Annotated in this window: 17 protein-coding genes and 6 tRNA genes; 3 read left to right on the forward strand and 20 right to left on the reverse strand. The window is 30.2% G+C overall.

Going from position 1 to position 20,837, the window contains the following annotated elements:
• Positions 1-74 precede the first annotated feature (74 nt).
• The 9 genes from L3B96_RS25480 to L3B96_RS25520 form a co-directional block, all read right to left on the reverse strand.
• Positions 75-151, reverse strand: a tRNA-Arg gene (locus tag L3B96_RS25480).
• A gap of 35 nt (positions 152-186) precedes the next feature.
• Positions 187-260: transfer RNA gene (locus L3B96_RS25485), tRNA-Gly, on the reverse strand.
• 16 nt (positions 261-276) lie between these two features.
• Positions 277-352 (reverse strand) — tRNA-Pro (locus L3B96_RS25490).
• Between the two features lie 7 nt (positions 353-359).
• Positions 360-436, reverse strand: a tRNA-Arg gene (locus L3B96_RS25495).
• 156 nt (positions 437-592) lie between these two features.
• A tRNA-Gly gene (locus tag L3B96_RS25500) sits at positions 593-666 on the reverse strand.
• Positions 667-683: 17 nt separating this feature from the next.
• A tRNA-Pro gene (locus L3B96_RS25505) sits at positions 684-759 on the reverse strand.
• Between the two features lie 125 nt (positions 760-884).
• Positions 885-1,364 (reverse strand): metallophosphoesterase, encoded by a 480-nt coding sequence (locus tag L3B96_RS25510; RefSeq protein WP_077855961.1) that lies wholly within the window; start codon positions 1,362-1,364, stop codon positions 885-887.
• Positions 1,365-1,449: 85 nt separating this feature from the next.
• Positions 1,450-2,061, reverse strand: coding sequence for an XTP/dITP diphosphatase (locus L3B96_RS25515; protein ID WP_077855960.1), 612 nt, complete (start codon positions 2,059-2,061; stop codon positions 1,450-1,452).
• 213 nt (positions 2,062-2,274) lie between these two features.
• The gene (locus L3B96_RS25520) at positions 2,275-3,252 is read right to left on the reverse strand and encodes an AIR synthase family protein (RefSeq protein WP_077855959.1); all 978 of its coding nucleotides are present in this window, start codon (positions 3,250-3,252) and stop codon (positions 2,275-2,277) included.
• Positions 3,253-3,348: 96 nt separating this feature from the next.
• Here L3B96_RS25520 and L3B96_RS25525 point away from each other — a divergent pair, with 96 nt between their 5' ends.
• On the forward strand, positions 3,349-5,088 hold the full coding sequence (locus L3B96_RS25525) for a hypothetical protein (RefSeq protein ID WP_077855958.1): 1,740 nt from the start codon (positions 3,349-3,351) through the stop codon (positions 5,086-5,088).
• Positions 5,089-5,228: 140 nt separating this feature from the next.
• On the opposite strand, the gene L3B96_RS25530 is transcribed toward L3B96_RS25525, so the two are convergent.
• The 8 genes from L3B96_RS25530 to L3B96_RS25565 form a co-directional block, all read right to left on the reverse strand.
• Positions 5,229-6,725 (reverse strand): ABC transporter substrate-binding protein, encoded by a 1,497-nt coding sequence (locus tag L3B96_RS25530; protein WP_077855957.1) that lies wholly within the window; start codon positions 6,723-6,725, stop codon positions 5,229-5,231.
• A gap of 165 nt (positions 6,726-6,890) precedes the next feature.
• Complete coding sequence (locus L3B96_RS25535; RefSeq protein ID WP_017209848.1) at positions 6,891-7,163, reverse strand: hypothetical protein; 273 nt, start codon at positions 7,161-7,163, stop codon at positions 6,891-6,893.
• Between the two features lie 3 nt (positions 7,164-7,166).
• Positions 7,167-9,158 (reverse strand): NAD-dependent DNA ligase LigA, encoded by a 1,992-nt coding sequence (gene ligA / locus L3B96_RS25540; RefSeq protein WP_011967701.1) that lies wholly within the window; start codon positions 9,156-9,158, stop codon positions 7,167-7,169.
• A 19-nt stretch (positions 9,159-9,177) separates the two neighbouring features.
• A complete protein-coding gene (pcrA, locus tag L3B96_RS25545) occupies positions 9,178-11,445 on the reverse strand; it encodes a DNA helicase PcrA (protein WP_041893711.1) in 2,268 nt (755 codons plus the stop codon).
• 270 nt (positions 11,446-11,715) lie between these two features.
• Entirely contained in the window at positions 11,716-13,353 is a 1,638-nt protein-coding gene (locus L3B96_RS25550; protein ID WP_011967699.1) for a methyl-accepting chemotaxis protein, read from the reverse strand.
• Positions 13,354-13,532: 179 nt separating this feature from the next.
• Positions 13,533-13,754 (reverse strand): NifU family protein, encoded by a 222-nt coding sequence (locus L3B96_RS25555; protein WP_011967698.1) that lies wholly within the window; start codon positions 13,752-13,754, stop codon positions 13,533-13,535.
• A gap of 64 nt (positions 13,755-13,818) precedes the next feature.
• Positions 13,819-14,253: a MarR family transcriptional regulator gene (locus tag L3B96_RS25560; protein WP_017209844.1), complete on the reverse strand. Its 435-nt coding sequence runs from the start codon at positions 14,251-14,253 to the stop codon at positions 13,819-13,821.
• A gap of 137 nt (positions 14,254-14,390) precedes the next feature.
• Positions 14,391-14,735, reverse strand: a complete 345-nt coding sequence (locus L3B96_RS25565; protein ID WP_011967696.1) for a helix-turn-helix domain-containing protein — start codon at positions 14,733-14,735, stop codon at positions 14,391-14,393.
• Between the two features lie 134 nt (positions 14,736-14,869).
• On the opposite strand from L3B96_RS25565, the gene L3B96_RS25570 reads away from it, so the two are divergent.
• Positions 14,870-15,535 (forward strand): NAD(P)H-dependent oxidoreductase, encoded by a 666-nt coding sequence (locus tag L3B96_RS25570; protein WP_238948935.1) that lies wholly within the window; start codon positions 14,870-14,872, stop codon positions 15,533-15,535.
• A gap of 216 nt (positions 15,536-15,751) precedes the next feature.
• Positions 15,752-16,468, forward strand: a complete 717-nt coding sequence (locus tag L3B96_RS25575; protein WP_238948936.1) for a pseudouridine synthase — start codon at positions 15,752-15,754, stop codon at positions 16,466-16,468.
• A 411-nt stretch (positions 16,469-16,879) separates the two neighbouring features.
• Here L3B96_RS25575 and L3B96_RS25580 read toward each other — a convergent pair whose 3' ends face one another.
• From L3B96_RS25580 to L3B96_RS25590, 3 genes are all read right to left on the reverse strand, one after another.
• A complete protein-coding gene (locus tag L3B96_RS25580; protein WP_238948937.1) occupies positions 16,880-17,698 on the reverse strand; it encodes a transglycosylase SLT domain-containing protein in 819 nt (272 codons plus the stop codon).
• Positions 17,699-17,744: 46 nt separating this feature from the next.
• Positions 17,745-20,150, reverse strand: coding sequence for a triple tyrosine motif-containing protein (locus L3B96_RS25585; RefSeq protein ID WP_238948938.1), 2,406 nt, complete (start codon positions 20,148-20,150; stop codon positions 17,745-17,747).
• Positions 20,151-20,403: 253 nt separating this feature from the next.
• A complete protein-coding gene (locus L3B96_RS25590) occupies positions 20,404-20,835 on the reverse strand; it encodes a YaiI/YqxD family protein (RefSeq protein ID WP_065418247.1) in 432 nt (143 codons plus the stop codon).
• Positions 20,836-20,837: the final 2 nt, after the last annotated feature.

The raw sequence follows: 20,837 nt of genomic DNA on the forward strand, positions 1-20,837 counted from the left end.
AACGATGGGACTCGAACCCACGACAACCAGTGCCACAAACTGGCGCTCTACCAACTGAACTACGTTCACCATAATGGTGCGTTTTAAGGGATTCGAACCCCCGGCCCACGCCTTAGAAGGGCGTTGCTCTATCCAGCTGAGCTAAAAACGCATATTTTTTATTATGTTACAAATACTAAATTTGTATGGAGCGGGTAGTGGGAATCGAACCCACCTTTCCAGCTTGGAAGGCTGGAGTATTACCGATATACGATACCCGCATATTTATTTTTTAAATGGTCGGGGTGACAGGGATTGAACCTGCGACCTCATGGTCCCAAACCACGCGCGCTCCCATCTGCGCCACACCCCGATTATAATGGTGCGTTTTAAGGGATTCGAACCCCTGGCCCACGCCTTAGAAGGGCGTTGCTCTATCCAGCTGAGCTAAAAACGCATATTCAACATTTAACTGCTTTTCAGACTTTTTTATTATACTCTATCCAAGCAATCTTGTCAATCACTTTTTCTTTGGAACGTTTTTTATTTTAACTGTTCCTTCAAACTTTGTCAAGACTTTTTAACCATTTTGATTAATATTATAATCTTTTAATGGAGCGGGTAGTGGGAATCGAACCCACCTTTCCAGCTTGGAAGGCTGGAGTATTACCGATATACGATACCCGCAAATATTAATCTTTTAATGGTCGGGGTGACAGGGATTGAACCTGCGACCTCATGGTCCCAAACCACGCGCGCTCCCAGCTGCGCCACACCCCGAGAATCTCAACCAGTTTTTTAACTTGTCACTCATCTCTCAGCGACAATGATTATTCTACAATATCAAATCTGTTTCGTCAATACCTTTTTTATAATTTTTCATAATAAATTTAAATATTTAATCATTATGCCCTGATTTCTTTTAAATATGCGTCTACTTCCCCATTATTATCGATGTTTATAAACCCTATACATCTCCCTTTAAATTTAGGTAATGATATACTTCCTGGATTCATTAATATCATATCATCTTCTTTCTCTACTAATTGTTGATGTGTATGACCGAATAACACAATGTCAGCATTTAATTCTCTTCCCCTATAATAGATATTATTCATAGAACTCTTTACCCCATACAGATCACCATGTGTAAAAAATATCTTTTTTCCATTCACTTCTATAACAGATTCCTTTGGATACTTAGTTGAATAATCGCAATTACCTGCAACAGCATATACTTTTCCTTTAAAAGTATTTTCTAATAATTCCGCATCATCAATGTTATCTCCTAGATGTATCAAAATATCGGCATCCTTTATTAGTCCCTTAGCCAAATTAATATATTTAGTCATCCTATGTGTATCACTTACAACTGCAATTAACATAATTTAATTTCTCCTCCTGCATTATTATTCATTTAACTCTTATATAGTAAAGAACCTATCTATCTAGAATAACTTTCTAAATAAATTAAATTAGTTTAATAATTACCTTTTTTAATTCCTTTAATGCCTTTCCTCTATGACTTATTTCATTTTTCTCCTCTGAAGTTAACTCAGCAAAAGTTTTATCTAATGGTTCGTAGAAAAATAATGGATCATATCCAAATCCGCCATCTCCATGTAGTTCTTCTATAATATATCCTTCCACTTCACCTGTAACTTTAAAATACTCCCCCTTATCTGTAAACATAGCTAATTGGCAAATAAACTTAGCTCCTCTATTGCTTTTTAAAACTCCTTTTAACTTGTTTAAAAGCTTTTCATTGTTTTTTGAATCATTTCCATGTTCCCCTGCATATCTAGCAGAATAAATTCCAGGCTCCCCATTTAAGTAATTTACCTCTAACCCTGAATCATCTGCTAATACAATAAAATTACTATCTTTTCTTTCTAACAAATATTCATATATTTCCTTTGCTTTCTTTTTTGCATTCTCTTCAAATGTTTTTCCATCTTCAACTACATCTATGTTTATACGCTCATCTTCCAATGATCTAACTTCTATATCTATATCTTTTAATATTTCTTTCATTTCTTTAATCTTTTTCTTATTATTACTAGCTAATATTAATTTTTTCATTATATATCTCCTTTTGCTCATTTACAATAAAAATTTCAAATTCCATAATTACCCTATAAGGTGCTTTAAAATCACTAGTTCTTTTGCCTTTCTATCACTAATAATAGTATCACTTTTTCATTTTTAAGTAACCTAACTAACGCTATATATTCCTAAATGACTTTTATATAACTACAACTAAATTACTTAAAACACATTAATCTTTTAGAATTCTTACTGTATGTTAAATAATTCATCTCTTTTAGGTGGTTCAACCTCTATTTCATTATCATTATCTATTAATAATGCTCCACTCTCACATATCTTTCCTATTATACTAGCCTCAATTCCACTTTCATTTAGAAGTTTTATAAACCCTCCACCATTTTTAGTAGTAATAAGCATACTCCCAGACGATATTAACCTAAGTGGATCTATTTTAAATTCCATGCAAACCTTTTTAGTTATATCCAACATTGGTATTTTCTCTTTAAATATTTTAAAGCCTTTATTTGATGCCATAGCAACCTCAAAAAGTCCTCCAAGTAGTCCTCCTTCTGTTATATCATGCATTGAATTAACGCCAAATTCTCCGCCTATTTTTCCTTCTCTAAGAACACTTAGCTTATTGATTAAATTACTTCCAAATTCTATCTCTTCTTTTGATAAAATTTTCTCAATTCTTGCTTTATGGTCATTTATTAAGATATATGTGCCCTCTAACCCTAATGTTTTAGTTACTATTATGTCATCTCCTAATTGCGCTCCTGCAGTTTTTACAGATTTACCTTTTAAATTTTTTCCTATCACTGTTACGGATATAACCATCTTATTTACTGCACTTGTTACTTCTGTATGTCCTCCTATAATCTCTACATTAATCTTAGCTGCTTCTTCATTAATTTCCTTCATGATTTCGTTTATCTCTTGTAATGTTGATGATGCTGGCGCTAATATTGTAACTAAAATACCTATAGGCTCTCCACCTGCTGATGCTATATCATTACAATTAATATGTACTGCTAGTTTCCCAACATTCTCACTTGCTCCTGTTATCGGATCTGTAGAAAATATTCCTTCATATTCTCCAAAATCAATAATAGAGCAATCTTCTCCAACATCATTTCTAATCTTTACCTCCTTTCTCTTAATTGTTTTATTATTTAATATGATATTTCTCAAATCCTCGAAATCTAATTTTCCTTCCTTCATTATAAAAACTCTCCTTTTATTTTTATTTTATGTACTTTTTGTTTACAAATTTCATATTAATGAATAAGATGAGAATTTTATGAGAGGTGTTATACATTGAGATATATAGGACCATTTTTTAGGATGAACAGTCTTTCCCAAAAAGAAATTAGTGGTCAACTTTTTTACTTATCCAAAGAATCAATAAAGACTTTGGTTCTAAACTCTAAATGCGGAATTTTAGCTCAAACTAGAGCTTCAAAAAAATCTCCTATAGAAGATATTAGCATATTAAATAATTTTTCTCCACTATTATGCTTATACAGGAAAGCTTCACCGTTATTTATTCATAGTAAAAGCAGCCCTAGTTTTGATGAGGCAAGTTTTAAAAAGGAAATAAGCCCTTCTACTAGTGCTCTTATGACTTTATGTTTACTTGAATTAAGCGAATATTATTCACATTATAGTGATGGAAAAAGAAATATAGTATCTCTTGAGAAACCATTTAAATTCCTTGCTAGAGAGCAGTTACAATTCTATTCTGAAAACTTACGAAATAATGAAGGCTTATTTATAGATAAAAAAAATATATCTGATGGAAATTCTAAGGGATTTTCTTTAATAGATAAAGATGATAAATTTAAATTTTCAGATCAAGCTTTTATGATGGCTGCTTACTTACTATACTCACATTATAATGATAGTGATGAACTTAGCAAAGATTATGCTGCATTTTCAAACGAAATTCTAGATATGTTTAAAACTTATAATTCTGTATTATATGATTTATCATTTAGTGAATGTATACAAATTTTTCTCGCTCTAAATATTCATTATAAATATTCGTGTTCACAAAATGCGAAAGAATTAATTTTAGACTTGGGTGACTTTTTGATTTCTAAATTTCAAGAAAAAGATTACTATATGGATTCTATAGATGATTGTGCATTATTTTCTATCTGTCTAATGGAAGCTTATAAACATACAGAAATAATTTCTTTTAAAGAATTTTCTAAAGAAATTACTGAAAAACTGATTGGTTTATATGATACAGATAAAAATATATTTATAAAATTGTCTGATAAGAAAGATAGTAAATACTCTTGCATTGAAATTAATCTATACCTTTTATGTTTACTTATGTATTCATTTCAAGAAGATAGGATTTCAGAACTACGACCTATTATTTCTGGTCTTTATAGAAAATTCTTCGTAAACGGCGGTCTTTTAACAAGTTGGCCTGAAGCACCAACCTTAGACGAGGTAGAACGATATAAGAGATTAAGCCTACGTTCTGATGATATGTTAGATGAGATATATTTTAGAATGCCAGTATTACCTACTCCTAAAAGCACAGGTTTAGCTCCTGTATTTGTTAAAAGCTTAAGTTATTCAAAGAAAAAAGATTCATTAACTACTAAAAGAACTTCTTTTGATAGTAGCAAAAATATATTCAACTTCTTTATGATTATCTACCTTCTTAAAGATATGGTTGAAGATTTTATGGAATTTATCCCACCATTAGGATTAGAAAGACTCTCTGATTTAGATAGCTCTATTGACTCAAATACTGGTTTTGCAACAACTGACGCAAATGAAAATAACTCTAATAATCCATTAGCTACATCTAGTCCAGAGAGTAATGTAAGTAACTTAAAGACACAATTAAACTTATCAAAATCAGAAGATCCTGTTGACTTTAAACAACCTGTACTCAATAGCTTTAATACTTTCAAAAAAAATACTAATATAGCTTCATTAAATAATGATAGTACGACTAAAATTAATCATTCTGTTAAAAATAAAAAACTAAAGAAAAATAAAGCACAACATCCACACAGTAAGAAAAAGTTTTAAGATTCATAGATATGGATATGACAAAAAACTATCCTTATATGTAAATCAAAATATAAGATTTACATATAAGGATAGTTATAATACGTTGTATTGAAAACATATGCTCTAGACAATCATTAATCTTAACCTTAAGACTATTGCTATTGTATTGTAGCAAAATTTATATTACCATTTCCATCTAATTTTAGATCAGATATCTTATCAGAAATTGCTATATTTTCATTATAAAACACCAACGGAAGAATATCGTAGTTATCAAATAGATTTTCTTCTAAGCTTGAATAATCTCCATTATTCTTAGTGATTAATAACTTTTCCAACAATTTATTCTGGTCTTCAGTTAGATATTTTTTAAAGTTATTATAAAAATCTGTTTTGTCAGATGAATTGGCATTATTATTAACCAAAATCATATCGTATCTTTTTTTCAATTCTTCATCTTCGAATTCTTCTTTTACTAAACTATATTTTATTGTTATATTTGTATTATTTTTAAACCAGTCTTCGATTGTTCTACATAAAATTCTATTCTCATCAGTATCTTCACATAGTAATGTTAATATCTTAGGTTTGTTCCATTCACCTTCTTTATTGCTAATAACTTTCCTTGCTTGCAATTTTGTTAGGTCCTGTTTATCCTCCCTAAAAAAACTTCCCTCTGCAAGTTCAAATTCTTTATTATTTGAATTTTGATACGATTCTGTAGCTTTACATACATCATTATAAATATCTCTTCTTCCTTGAAGAGGAATAGAGTTACTTTTACTGTTAATGACTAAATATGTTCCTTTTGTTTCTGGAAGTGTTATTAATTTTTTCTGCTCTGATAATTTATTAAGTTCACTTTCTGGTGGATTTATTACAATATCCCTTTCTTTGACTTCATATGATGCCATAGATGTTTCTACACTATCATCATTTAATATTTTAATAGTATCTATACCACTTTTATTATTATTCTCATTTCTTTTTAAGACAACCTGATCTTTGTTAAATGAATCAATCTTATAATCACCAGAGTAAATTAGTGTATTATAACTATTTTTCATATTACGCCACATTATTAAATATTTTCTTAGTGTATACTGTGGTTTGGTCAATTCGCTTAAGAAATTATCATCCGCTTTATTCAATCTAATGATAACAGAATTCTCATTTCCTTTTATTGCAACTCCAGTTTCATATACAACTTTCCCATCTCTGAATTCTTTTGCTCCATAAACATTAAGCAATGCTTGTATATTTTCTTCATCTTCTTCTTTAAGTAGCTCTTTAAAAAAAGTAGCTATATCATTGGGAGTTATTTTACTTCCGTCACTCCAAAAAATATCATCTCTAATTTTAAACTCATATTGAATGCCATCCTTGCTTTTTGTAATTTCACTTGCCAAAGATGGTACTATTTTATTATCCACATCTTTAGAAACCAGCCCTTTGCTTACTGCACATATAATGTCCTCATGGCGTTTAGATAAATTAGTAACCTTTTCTAAATCTTCTGGGATCTCATTTATACCATAACTTATTGCTTCTTGCGAATCATCAGTAGATAAATTGTTACTTTCTTTGTTCACAAATCCTAAACAAAATAATATTATAAAACTTAACATAATTGCATAGAAAAAAATTCTTTTCATAATTACACCCTTTGCCTTAATTTATATTAAGAATTATTTCCACAATTTACTTTGTCTAATCAAAAAACTGACTCAAATGTTTTTAAATAACTTTGAGTCAGTTCCTTAATCAAAAACTTCTGTTGCAAATCAACAGCTGCTAAGTTGGTTTTAATCAATATTTTATTACTTGATTAAATTTATCATAAAGAAAATTAAAGAAATTGATATTAAAAAGCTTAAGATACAATATACTATTCTCTTTTTTCCTGTCTCGTTAATAAGAAACCTAATTGCTAAAATTGCCATAGTGATACAGACTCCAAGTTGTATCGGTAAGTATGAATTAAAAATCTGACCAACATAATAAAATTGATATGTTGTCAAAAAAGTACAAATTATTAAGATGCTTGTTATAAAAGCTGATATAAATTCAAGCAAATTTATTAATTTTTTCATACTCTACCTCCTTAGCATTTCTTCAAACTCATCTTCCGAAAGGATCTTGATTCCTAGTTCCTCTGCTTTAGTTAATTTTGATCCTGCAGCTTCTCCTGCTATTACATAATCCGTTTTTTTACTAACACTTCCTGCAACCTTTGCTCCTAAGCTTTCAAGTTTATCTTTTATCTCAGTTCTAGAATAATTTTTAAGTGAACCAGTTGCAACAACAGTCTTTCCTTCAAAAGCACTTGCTATCACTTCTTTTTCTTCATATTTAGGACTGACACCTAGAGATAATAATTCTTCAATTGTTTGTAAAACCTTTTCCTCTTTAAAGAATGCCAAAACCCCTTGAGCAACTATATCTCCGACATCCTGAACTCCAACGAGTTCTTCAAAGGTTGCATTTTTCAAGCCTTCTATAGATTCAAATCTGCTAACTAAATCTTTTGCAGTCTTTACTCCTACATTTGGAATTCCTAAGGCATATATAAATGCGTATAACTCACAATCTTTACTTTTTTCGATAGCTTCCAGAAGATTTTGCGCTTTCTTAGCTGCAAACTTTTCTAATCCTATTAAATCCTCTTCTTTCAGTTTATACAAATCAGAAATAGATTTAATATTAAGTTTTTCAAATAGTTGTTCCGCTGTTCTTTCTGAAAAACCAGCTATATTCATTGCTTCTCTTGAAGCATAATGAACTATAGTTTTAACTAATTGAGGCTTACAAGATAAAGTATTTTCACAAAAATAATGGGCTCCATTTAACACTAAATGACTGCCACAAGCAGGACAAACTTCTGGAACTGATATTTCCTCTGAACCTTCTAAAGATTCTGGTACTATCCCCATTATCTCTGGTATAACATCGTTACTTCTTCTTACAAATACTTCTGCACCAATTCTAACACCTTTTCTCGCAATATCATCCATATTATTTAAAGTCGCTCTTTTAACAGTAACGCCTGCAAGTTCCACTGGTTCTAATATTGCTGTTGGACCAACTCTACCACTTCTTCCAACATTCCATTCAACATCTAAAAGTTTAGTTGTTGCTTCTTGGGCTTCAAATTTAAATGCAATCGCCCATTTAGGGAACTTTACTGTATATCCTATCAATTCTCTTGTTCTAATATCATCTATTGCAATTACTAATCCATCTATATCATAATTTAAATCAAATCTAATATCTCTTACATAATCTATCTCTTTCTCAATTTCTTCTATAGACGTACATACCCTTATATAATCATCAACAGGGAGCCCTTGCTGTTTTATAAACTCCATCATTTCCATATAAGTCTTAAATGGAGTTCCTTCTTTATAGCCTACATCATAAAAGAAAGCCGAAAGATTCCTTCGTGCAGTTTCTTTTACATTTAAGTTTCTTAAAGCGCCTGCAGCCCCATTTCTTAAGTTCTTTAGTGGTGTATCAGAAGTCTCATTATATTTATTAAACGCTTCTTGCGTCATAATAGCTTCTCCATGAACTTCTAAAATATCATTGCTATTAATTTTAAGTGGAATTGATTTTATTGTTTTGACCTGTGCTGTAACTTCTTCACCAATACTTCCTGTTCCTCTTGTTGCAGCTATTTCAAGTATACCTTCAGTATTATATGTTAAATTAATTGTTAATCCATCAAATTTCTTTGTAACAACATACTTTAGATCAGGCAGATTTTCTCCTCTGCCCCTAGCCTCTTCTACAAACTTAACATTTCTATTATGCCAATCTATAATTTCTTGCAAACTTTGCGCTTTATCTAAGCTCCAAAGCCTTGCTTTATGTGTATACTTCCTAAATCCTTCTAGCACTACATCCCCAACTCTTAATGTAGGCGAATAAGGAAGTACATATTCCGTTTCTCTTTCTAGCTCTTGAAGTTCGTAGTATTTTTCATCATAGTCCTTGTCGCTTACAGATGGACTATCTAAAGAATAATATTCATATGAATATCTATTTAACTTTTCAACAAGTTCTTTTATTCTTTCAATCTTATCCATATTAGCCTCCAAATCTCCACTAAATCATTTTAAGTTTTGCAAAAGATAATAATAATGACTTAACACCTTGTTTATCGAACGCAACCGTTAATTTCTTATCGTTACCTGAATCCTGGACAGCCACAATTGTTCCTTTTCCAAACTTTTCATGAATTACTTTTCTTCCAAGGGTTGCTTCACTAACAGATATATATTCTTTAGCCATTTCATTCATAGTACTTCTATCAATTACATTATTAATACCGCCATTATTAAGAGTATATGCTCTATTACCTGTAACACTATTTCTTAAACTGTGTGGGTTAGTGTAGGAATTGCTTTGCATAATCTTCTCCCTGCTTTTAGCACTTTCCTTTTTAACTCCAACATATTCTTTTAAGTCTGGCTTTATTTCATTAATAAAATCAGATTGAGGATATGCTACTGTTTTACCAAATACTCTCCTAACCTCTGCCGAAGTCATAAACAATGTCTGTTTTGCTCTAGTTATACCAACATAACATAATCTTCTTGACTCCTCCATCTCTGATTCTTTTTCAAATGACGCATTCCCTGGAAAAATACCATTTTCCATACCAACCATAAATACAACAGGGAACTCCAACCCCTTTGCACTATGGATTGTCATTAATACTACTGCATCATCTTCCTCTTCAATCTTATCCGTATCCTGAACTAGAGAAACTCTCTCTAAATAAGCAGATAACGATTTGTCTTCATTGTTCTTTTCAAAATCAGCTGCATCTGAAACAAGCTCTTTTAAATTTTCAATTCTACTCTTGTCTTCAATTTCATTTGATTCCTGTAATTGTTTTAGATATCCAGTATCTTTTAATATTGATTCAATAAGTACTGAAACAGGGACTGTCTCACTGAGTTCCATGAAATTTTCCATGAGCGCAACAAAGGGTTCAATTGTTGAAACATTTCTTGACGTTAATGTTGGAATGCTCCTTACTTCAGCTAATGCGTCCCATAAATCAAACTCAAAGCTGCTTGCAAATTCTTGAACCTTTGCAACAGTTGCATCACCAATGCTCCTCTTAGGTACATTTATTATTCTTCTAATGCTAATATCATCTTGAGGATTAACAATAACTTTTAAATATGCTAATACATCTTTTATCTCTTTTCTGTCATAGAATCTTGTGCCTCCTACTATTTTATAAGGGACTCCCTTCCTTCTAAAACTTTCTTCAAAAATTCTCGACTGAGCATTTGTTCTGTATAGTATAGCAAAGTCATTATAATTTTTATCTTCTTTATTCTTTATATCTAAGATTTGTTTACTAACAAAGTCTCCTTCATCACTATCAGCATAGGCCCTATATATTTTAATTTTATTTCCTGGCTCTTGTTCTGTCCTTAATACTTTACTTTTTCTATTTGCATTATTAACAATTACTACATTAGCTGCACTTAGTATATTTCCTTTTGATCTATAATTTTGTTCTAGCTTAATTACTTTAGCTCCTGGATAATCTTTTTCAAAATCTAATATATTTTGAATATCCGCACCTCTCCACTGATAAATACACTGATCGTCATCTCCAACAACACATATGTTCTTATATTTTGAAGCAAGTAATTTAACCAACTCATACTGAGCACCATTAGTATCCTGATACTCATCAACCATGATATATTTAAATTTATTTTGATAAAACTCCAATACTTCAGGATTATTTTTGAAAAGCTCAACTGTTTTGAAAATTAAATCATCAAAATCCAACGCGTTGTTTTCTTTTAATCTCTTTTGGTACATTTCATAAACATCTGCAATTTTCTTTTCCCTAAAGTTAGCTTCATTTTCTAACATAAAGCTTCTAACACTTTGCATTCTATCTTTAGCTTTTCCTATCTTTCCCATTATCTCTTGTTCTGTTATATCTTTATCATTAATATTAAGTGTTTTCATGCACTCTTTAACTAATGTCTTTTGATCTGAGCTATCGTATATAGTAAAACTGCTCTTGTAGCCTATCTTATCTATCTCTCTTCTTAGTATCCTAACACAAGTTGAATGGAAAGTGGATATCCACATATTTTCTGCTCTTTCACCAATAAGTGCCTTAACTCTATCCTTCATTTCCTTTGCTGCCTTATTTGTAAAAGTAATAGCTAATATACTGTAAGGTGCAATATCTAAATCTTCAATCATATGTGCCATTCTATGTGTCAAAACTCTTGTTTTACCTGAACCAGCTCCAGCTAAAATAAGTACCTGCCCATCAATTGTAGTTGCCCCTTCATATTGTTCTTTATTAAGTAATGATTTTAAATCCATTTACTTATTCCTCCTTTCCCAATCCTTAAATATTATACCATATGTGCTTATGTTTAAATCATTAACCTAACTAAAATATTATTTTAATTGCATATATTCAAACTTATATTCTAGGTTAGTCTATATCTACTTAGAAAAATTATAAATTTTTAGGAATAAAAAACACTTGATATTTTAATCAAGTGTTACTCACGCATTACTCAGTAATTTAATACTTTTACTCATCATATATTAATCACTCTAACTTTTATAATTCACCAATATAAGGAACTATATTCTAAAGTTTAAGATGTCTTTTTCTAATACCGATGAAATATTAACTAGTTTTTTTGCTGTCATAGAAAATTCATTTGTTATAGCTGCTTGCTCTTCTGTAGCTGCTGTAACCTCTTCTGAAAGGGCTGATATTTCTTGCGATTTTGAAGCTATATTTTCAACTGTATTTAAGATCTTATTTCTTCCTTTCATAGTTTCTTGAAGTACCACATGAACCATATTAATATCACTAGGAATATTATTAACCTTGCTAATAACTCCTTCAAATGAGTTTGTTACGGTATTGATATCATTTTTACTTTCTTCTACTATTTTAGTTACAGCCTCTGTAGTATTAGAAACATCATGAGTCTCTTTCATAACTGTATTTATTAATTGAGTTATGCTTTTTGATGAATTTAATACTTCTTCTGCAAGCTTTCGTATTTCTTCTGCCACTACTGAAAATCCTTTTCCAGCCTCCCCTGCTCTTGCTGCCTCAATGGATGCATTTAATGCTAAAAGATTAGTTTGTTTTGCAACTCCATTTATAACATCAACTATGGAATTAATCTGCGATATAGTGCTATCTAAATTTTCAACCTTTGCTCTTGATACCGAAAATGAATTTAACATATCATCGATAGTGTTCGCTAGCTTATTTATAGTTTCTGCTCCCTTATTTGTATCATCTTTTATTACTTTTCCACCATCAGCTAATAATGTTAATTTATTATCCACATTATCTAAATCTATTGAAAAACTTTCTAATAAGCTAACAGCCTCTTCTAACGCTTCTGCTTGTTTTATACCTTCTTGAGATACATTGGTTACTGAAGTTGCGATTTCTTCACTAGAGGATGCTACAGTGCTGCCGCCAATTTCAATATCCTTTGATAGTTTAGCCAAACTTTCTGATATTACTTTTGTTTTTCTAACAAGCTCCCTCATGCTCTTTCTAGTTTTACTACTTGCAGCTGCTAATTTTCCTATTTCGTCTTTACCTGTAATTTTATATTCTGCTGTAAAATCTCCATTCCCTGCTTTTTCAATAACATCCTTAATAATTTCTATAGGTTTCGCAATTCGCCTTCCTATATATACTCCTACAACAGCTGCTAATATCAATACTACTATGGCATAAATTATGCTTTTTATAATAGTGCTTCTAATAGACTTTTGCATGTTATCAACAGAAATTCCGATTGAAAGAGCATATCCTATATCATCTCCGTCTTTGACAGGAACTGTTACATTATATGCAGGAGTCCCCTTCCATTCGTACATATATGCTCCTGTATCACCTTTAAATACTGCATCTAATCCTGTTGAATCAATCTTCTCTCCAATTGATTCCTTAGATGTTCCTGCAACAAGAGTTTTATCACTTGATATTACACCTATGTAGCATAATTCTCCATCTGAATATTTATATGTTTGATCTATTATTCCCTGTATTTTATCTGTATTTGTAACTCCTACACTTTCTATATTTGCTTTTATATTATTAACTAAAATAATTCCATCTGCTTTCATTTGGTTTTGTATTCCATTTACCATTTGGTATGAAAAGAAAGTTATACAAATTAAAGTTATTATTGCTGCTATTAAAACAAAATTAAAGATTAATCTTTTTCTTATTGAATTAAACATATTACCCCTCCCTAATATTTTAGTATCTACCTTAATATCTTAATTATGATTTCTATATGTTTTTTATATTTCATTTAGTACCCGAAACGAATCTTTTCAGCATATACTTCGTTCGCGTACGAAGTATATACCAACTTTAAAAACATTTTATTTACATTAACTTATTAAACTCTTTAGTTTTACACTCCTATGACTTCTGTAACTCCAGGAACCTCTTCCTTTAATTTTTGCTCAATAATCATTTTTATTGTCATCATTGCTCCTGGACAATTTCCACAAGCCCCTTGCATTTTTACACTTACAACTCCATCGTTGCTCACATCCACTAATTCAACGTCTCCTCCGTCTCTTTGCAGCATTGGTCTAATTTTATCTAGTGATTTCATTATTAATTCTTTCATAATCTACACTCCTTCTCTTATATTCTTCGTACGCGTACGAATTATCTATTTAAAAAAAATGCCTTTAGAGCATTTTTATTATATTTTTAAGAGCTTTATCTATATTATCTTCAAAGACCTTTTTTTCATCTTCACCAAAATCTTTTAATATTATATCTAGAAATTCTCTTTCCATAACTTGAAGTTTTTGCTTTATAACTACAGCTTCAGGAGTCAAACTTATATATACACTTCTCTTATCTTCGCTACACATGCACTTGTTTATTAACCCCTGACTCTCATACTTATTTATGATGTCAGATAAAGATGATTTTGATATTTTCCATGTGCTTGCTATTTCATTAAAAAGCAACTTCGAACCATCTTCAGGTAATATATCAAATAGTGCTGCGTGATTTTGCAATATAGGTAGTCGCTCATCCTTTATTTTCTTTGTCAAAAATTTGTTGGACGCTTCAACAATTATACTCATTCTTCCAACGATACATTTGTTTTTCATTTTTACCACCTCGTTCGTTCGGGTACGAATTAATTATAGAATTCTAATATTTTTTTGTCAATGCTTTTTTTTATTTTAATATAGTTTTAAATTTTTATTATCAATTTAAAACGCTAATTAAATATCTAATTTCTTTTTTAAGACTTTAATTCTGATTGATAATTCAGCCCCCAATCATACATAGATTTAATTATCGGTGACATAGACTGGCCAAGAACCGTCAACTCATATTCAACTCTTGGAGGAACTTCCGCATAAACTGTACGTTTTAATATTTTATCTCTTTCAAGTTCACGCAATTGAAGTGTTAATGTTCTGTGTGTAACATTTGGAATCAATTTTTTTAATTCATTAAATCGTTTCTTGCCACCTAATAAACGATATAAAATAATCCCCTTCCACTTACCACTAATTATATTTAGTGTTGTCTCTACTGGGCATGGGTGGTTGGGACAATCCGGATATATAACTTGTTCATGCATATTTTTCGCTCCTTTAGTATAAAATAGATACTTAGGTAAGTTCATTTATATTATATATCAAATTTGTGCGTACTTCAATGAAGTATCCAAGTGTGTTAGACTCAACTTATACTTAGATAAGAGGTGGTTTTTAAATGAATAACAAAAACAAAGAAATTATAGATGCATTTCAATTTCGTCATGCTTGTAAGCAATTTGACCCTACAAAAACAGTATCTGAAGAAGATTTTAATACTATATTAGAAGCTGGGCGCCTTTCTCCAAGCTCATTCGGTTTTGAACCTTGGAAATTCCTTGTAGTTCAAAATAAATCTCTTAAAGAAAAATTATTTCCTGTATCTTGGGGAGCTCAGAATAGCTTTAATGGGGCTAGTCACTTTGTAATTCTTCTTGCTCGTAAAAAAGTTGATACAATTTATAATTCTGAATATATAACTAAAATTATGTCTGAAGTTCAAAATCTTCCTGAAGATGTAGCCAATCAAAGAAAATCAGCTTTCGAAAGCTTTGAGAAGAATGATTTCAATTTATTTGAAAGTGATCGTGCAATTTTTGACTGGGCAAGTAAACAAACTTACATTGCTCTAGCAAACATGCTAACTGCTTCAGCTTTCTTGCAAATTGATTCATGCCCAATTGAAGGATTTAATATTGAAAAAGTAGAAGAAATTCTTAAGAATGAAGGTATTTTAGATACTGAACACTTTGGTGTCTCAGTTATGGCTAGCTTTGGATACCGTGCCAAAGAACCACATGAAAAAACAAGACAGCCATTAAATTCTATTGTACAGTGGATATAAATCTATTGAAAGAAAACCATGCATATGAAATAATTTCATTTATGCATGGTTTTCTTTTATAAATATTATAATTTGTATAAATCCTATTAGTTTTATTAAAAATAAAAATGAAGTAGATAAATTACAAGTTATATATGCATGTGTTAAGATATTTATTATTATGGTACAATAAATCAATGTATAAATTAAAGTAAACAAACGATTGGAGTGAATAATTTGGAAAGATTAGATAAAGTAATTTCTAATTTAGGATACGGAAGCAGAAAAGATGTTAAATCTTTTGCCAAAAAGGGAATTATAGAAGTTGATGGTCTAATAGTAAAAGATAGCGCCATGCTTGTTGACCCTGAAAAATCTGTTATAAAAATTAATGGTGAAGAAGTACTATATCGTAAATACATATATCTAATGATGAATAAGCCAGATGGAGTTATATCAGCTACCCATGATAATAGAGATGAAACAGTTATTGATTTATTAAACCTAGAGCATCAGGTTTTCGACCCATTCCCTATTGGTAGATTGGATAAAGATACCGTTGGATTATTATTATTAACCAATGATGGTGAATTAAACCATAGATTGATTTCACCTAAATGGCATGTTGATAAAGTATATTATGCTGAAATAGATAAAAGCGTTGATGAAAAAGATATAAAAGCCTTTAAGGATGGAATTACTTTAGATGATGGGTATAAATGTTTAAAAGCTAATCTTGAGATATTATCGAGCAGTAACGATGGATCTGAAATAAGGCTTACAATTCAAGAAGGTAAATTCCACCAAGTAAAAAGAATGTTTGAAGCTGTTGGAAAAAAGGTAACTTATCTTAAACGAGAAGAGTTCGGTGGGTTATTATTAGATCCAGATTTAGAAGAAGGCGAATATAGAGAATTAACAGATGAAGAATTAAGCCTTTTAAAGAGCTATTAACGAATATTAAATAATTTTGCAATAAAATAATTCATTTCTTTCAAAAATATTCACATTTTTTATTAAATCACTTGCATTATTAATAATAATACCCTATAATATTCTTGCAAGGATAAATAAAAGGAATATATAGCCCCCTTTTTATTTATTGCTTATTGCTTATTGCTAAAGCGCAACCTAGCCCCAAGGGTTGCGTTTTTTATTATGGTTTTCTGAAAACATTTACCTAGTATTTGAATACGATAACAAAATAAATTTAGCTTAAAAATGTACATATTGTTAACAATATTAACAAACAGCAAAGAAACTGCATGAAAAAAGTCATCCAAATGTTACTGATGGTTTTTTTGATGCAGTTTTTATATGATTATAATTATTTTATTCCTTAAAAAATCTAGAATGTAAAACATCCTAGATTCCATCTCTATAGTACCCCATTACTTTCGGAACATAGTTCTGAGTTTCTTGTGGCATTTTATATAAGTCAGAAGATGATGATACACCTCTTCTTTGCATAGTTCCAGGTCCTCCATTGTATGCCATAAGAGCCATCTCTGAACTTCCATTATATTTATCTAAATATTCTTTAAGCAACTTAGTTCCACCGTTAACATTTTGCTCAACATCATATCCATCAGTTATACCTAAATGTGAAAAATTTTCCGGCATTATCTGCATTAATCCAGCAGCTCCAACACCAGATGTTGAATTAGGATCAAAATCAGACTCCTGCTTAATTACAGCTAATATTAGATTAGGATCTACCCCATATTTTTTAGCTGCATCATCTACAGCCGAATATATTTTCTTAATATCAGCTCCACTTTTATTAGATAATGCAGACTCCGATTTTTTTGTAAAACCTATATAATTATTAGTTAAAACCATTGGTATTTCTTCTAAGTTTTGTCCTGTCACATATGTTTGTCCTACTCTGGCTGCACTATTTAAATTTATATTATCTTTTGAATTTAATTTCTCACTGTTGGCTGTTTCACTTTTTACTTCATTTGGATTCCCATTTGATTCAGCATTACCATTTTCTTTAGATTTTTTTGATGATTCCAAGAGATTTTTCATAACTAGTTGAAATGCTAAATCTTTTTCACCACTCGTGCTATTAGTAGAATCCGAATCAGAATCAGAATCATTTGTTACTTGTCCATTACTTAGCATATTCATTGCTAATAATTGTTCATTTGATATTTTATCTAAACCATCTATTGCCATATTAAAACAACCTTTCTCCAAAATTTATCCTATGTTTATTTTCGAGTTATCCTTTTAAACCTTTAACATAAAATGTTGCTTCAGCATAATCCTCATAACTAACTTTTTTATAATAGCTTTTGGCTAAAGCTAAAATTTTATATTTCCCTTGAGTAAACGGCATAAAGCTATAATAATGCTTTCTACTATATGCTTGCACCTTTCTCCACTCGTTATTCTCCATTAAATAAAATTCATAGCAAACATTTTTCCCGCCTCTGCTTATAGCTTCAAATGTAAGTTCCTCATTTATATGGCCCTCTAGTGTATTTGCTATTATATTAGTTTCTATTACAGGAGACGCCTCACTTACATACAAGTTTATCTGCTTCTTAGAATCATACTCACTAGTGCATTTAACATTCTTAGCATAAACTTCTATAGTGTATTTACCAGCAGTTTTAGGTATAAATCTCAACTTTTTATTTTTTGAGAACTCTGTTTTCTCAATAGAATGTCCATTAATTTTGGTTTCATATTTCAATAAAGTATTCTGTGTATTTTGAACAATGCATTCAAATTCCACAGCTTCCCCAATCAAATGCGTTTCCTTATAAGGCAATATTATATAATCTATTTCACCGGGTAGGTATTCTAGAGCCTTCAAATATATAACCGTTTGGGCATCATAAGATTTATCTGAGTACTTATCCTTAAGTCTTATTTCTACTTCATACTCTCCTGCCTGGTTAGGAATAAAATTGATCCAGTTAGATTTATTATAATCTACTCCCTCTAACCTTCTTCCATCTTTTCTAATTGTGAATGCATATTGGAGCTTTATTCCGCCTTCAGCATTTACCGTTATACCAACAGGCTCCCCGACAATAATCTTCTTTTCTTTATCAACCACAATATCTAAAATCTTTACTGGCTTTTCACTCTTTTTCTCAATATTAAATGTAATTCTTTTTAAATCCTCATATTCACCTTTATAAGTAATATCCTTAACATAAAGTATAATGTCATATTCTCCAGCTTCAGATGGTTTCCATACAAATTCACTCTTTTCTATAAAGCCCGTGTCCTCTTTAATGGGTCCATTAACCTGATATCTATATATAACTTTGTTTCCACCTTCTATTTCTGAAGTAAACTTTATACTACTTCCACTTATATTAGGAGAATTCGAATCGGCTACAAAATTATTAATCTTAATCGTTTTATATGGTTTAACACTATATACTAAAATAGCTCTATCATCATATTCTTTATTTGAAAATATGCTTTTTACTAGACATAAAATTCTGTAGCTACCCGCTTCTGTTTCCTTATAATACACATTATTTTTGGTTGAATAGTCTTGTATACAAATTGATTTTCCATCTTTATATATTTTATAAAATTTATACAGTAATACTATATCTTCATTACTAACAGATTCTTCAATATTTGTTTCTACTATAAAACCAAGCTTTTCTCCCGCTATTAATGAGTTATTTAAACATTTAAAATTGGTTATTTCTACTTTATCAATTTCTCTCACTTTTAGTGTGATAATTCTATGATCTTCAAAAGTTTCAGTGGAATCCATTCTTTTACACTGAATTAAAAATTCTTTATTTCCAGACTCATTTGCTGTATATTTTAAAATGTTACTTTTATCATAATCCTTAATTATATCCCATTCATTATTCTTTTTTATATAATATCTATATAAATATACATTCTCATCATCTGTCCTTATTTCAATATAACATTTTTCTCCAACCTTTATTTCCTCTTTGTCTATACGGATATCTTTTATAAAACTTGGTTCTATTTGAGCATTGTTTTGAATTAATATTTTATTTAGAACTTCTTCATTATATTGAGTATTATCTACTGTATCTTCAACTTCCTCGATATCATTAGAATATGATATTTCTTCATCAGCATAGCTATTTGATATTAATACTTCTTTTTCTTCTCTAGAAATTTCTTTAACTTCAAGAAACACCACATTGTCTTCTATACTATTTATTGCCTCTTTAAATTCAATATTGCATAAAATAGGGTCTTCTTTTTCAGACGCTAGCAAATTACTTTCTTTATCATTGCAAGCGTTTTTAATTTCTTCATCATTAGTAACATCTTGAATACTAGTCTCTTTATCCACAGTATTACTCACTTCCTCTGTCACTATAGAATAGTCCTCTTTGGCTAAATAGTCTAAAGGTTTTTTTCCATCCCTCTCTCTGGCTTGTACCATAACCATATACTCCCCTTCTCTTCTAGGTTTCCATATGCAATAATTTTTTTCTGAAAATTCTTGTATAGTATTCCAAACCCCACCTTTGCCAACAATAAATTTATATTCTAAATTTTCTATTTCCCCATCTATTTTACCAGATATATTTATCTCCGTGTCAACTTTTTGCGGTGTTTGCTTATCAAAAGCTATCTCAACATACTTTAACTGAAGTTCCTCCATAAATTCATACTCCTCTCATACCAATTCTCAAAATGATCCTTATTATTATATTATACATTTATACCATTTTTTGTAAATAACTTCAGTTTATTTTTTATTTGATTATATCATAAATGCCTATATAAACTCATATGTTAGTAAGGTTGTCTCTTTTTACAAAACTTTCCAGTCATAATTGAAATAATATCCAAAATATAAATTTATAATTTTTATAGCATAAAAATAGAAGCTCTTATCTAAGCTTCTAAAATTATCAACTAGTTATAAGTTTTAATAAGTTTTTTTCCAGTCTAATATTATCTTCGTCAGTTCTTTTTTTGGGGTTAGAGGTCTTTCCTCCACTCCTTCTTATTTTCTGTGATATATGTCTTTCTTCCAATAATCTATCTATGTTTTTCTCATCATATATATATCCCTTAGGGTTTATTACTTTCGCTTTCTTAGATAGACATATTGCAGCCACACCATAGTCTTGAGACACAATTATGTCACCTTCTTTAGTTTCATTCATTACATACATATCCACACTTTGAAATCCACTATCAACAACTTTAACTACAGAATAATTGCTCTGTATAAAATGATGAATATCGCAATAAATTATCACTGAAATATTGTGTTCCTTTGCCGCTTTTTCAATAATGGAGATGCCTGGACAGGCATCTCCATCAATAATAATCTTCATAA

The organism is Clostridium sp. YIM B02569 (assembly GCF_022320765.1).
Classification (GTDB): domain Bacteria; phylum Bacillota; class Clostridia; order Clostridiales; family Clostridiaceae; genus Clostridium; species Clostridium beijerinckii.

What these genes read in the sequence shown, in the direction of transcription:
- L3B96_RS25515 (WP_077855960.1), bottom strand. Translation starts at nt 2,061, where the DNA reads ATGAAAAAATTAATATTAGCTAGTAATAATAAGAAAAAGATTAAAGAA.
- L3B96_RS25530 (WP_077855957.1), bottom strand. Translation starts at nt 6,725, where the DNA reads ATGAAAAGAATTTTTTTCTATGCAATTATGTTAAGTTTTATAATATTA.
- L3B96_RS25550 (WP_011967699.1), bottom strand. Translation starts at nt 13,353, where the DNA reads ATGTTTAATTCAATAAGAAAAAGATTAATCTTTAATTTTGTTTTAATA.
- L3B96_RS25560 (WP_017209844.1), bottom strand. Translation starts at nt 14,253, where the DNA reads ATGAAAAACAAATGTATCGTTGGAAGAATGAGTATAATTGTTGAAGCG.
- L3B96_RS25565 (WP_011967696.1), bottom strand. Translation starts at nt 14,735, where the DNA reads ATGCATGAACAAGTTATATATCCGGATTGTCCCAACCACCCATGCCCA.
- pcrA (WP_041893711.1), bottom strand. Translation starts at nt 11,445, where the DNA reads ATGGATTTAAAATCATTACTTAATAAAGAACAATATGAAGGGGCAACT.
- L3B96_RS25585 (WP_238948938.1), bottom strand. Translation starts at nt 20,150, where the DNA reads ATGGAGGAACTTCAGTTAAAGTATGTTGAGATAGCTTTTGATAAGCAA.
- L3B96_RS25535 (WP_017209848.1), bottom strand. Translation starts at nt 7,163, where the DNA reads ATGAAAAAATTAATAAATTTGCTTGAATTTATATCAGCTTTTATAACA.
- L3B96_RS25590 (WP_065418247.1), bottom strand. Translation starts at nt 20,835, where the DNA reads ATGAAGATTATTATTGATGGAGATGCCTGTCCAGGCATCTCCATTATT.
- L3B96_RS25555 (WP_011967698.1), bottom strand. Translation starts at nt 13,754, where the DNA reads ATGAAAGAATTAATAATGAAATCACTAGATAAAATTAGACCAATGCTG.
- ligA (WP_011967701.1), bottom strand. Translation starts at nt 9,158, where the DNA reads ATGGATAAGATTGAAAGAATAAAAGAACTTGTTGAAAAGTTAAATAGA.
- L3B96_RS25520 (WP_077855959.1), bottom strand. Translation starts at nt 3,252, where the DNA reads ATGAAGGAAGGAAAATTAGATTTCGAGGATTTGAGAAATATCATATTA.
- L3B96_RS25580 (WP_238948937.1), bottom strand. Translation starts at nt 17,698, where the DNA reads ATGGCAATAGATGGTTTAGATAAAATATCAAATGAACAATTATTAGCA.
- L3B96_RS25570 (WP_238948935.1), top strand. Translation starts at nt 14,870, where the DNA reads ATGAATAACAAAAACAAAGAAATTATAGATGCATTTCAATTTCGTCAT.
- L3B96_RS25510 (WP_077855961.1), bottom strand. Translation starts at nt 1,364, where the DNA reads ATGTTAATTGCAGTTGTAAGTGATACACATAGGATGACTAAATATATT.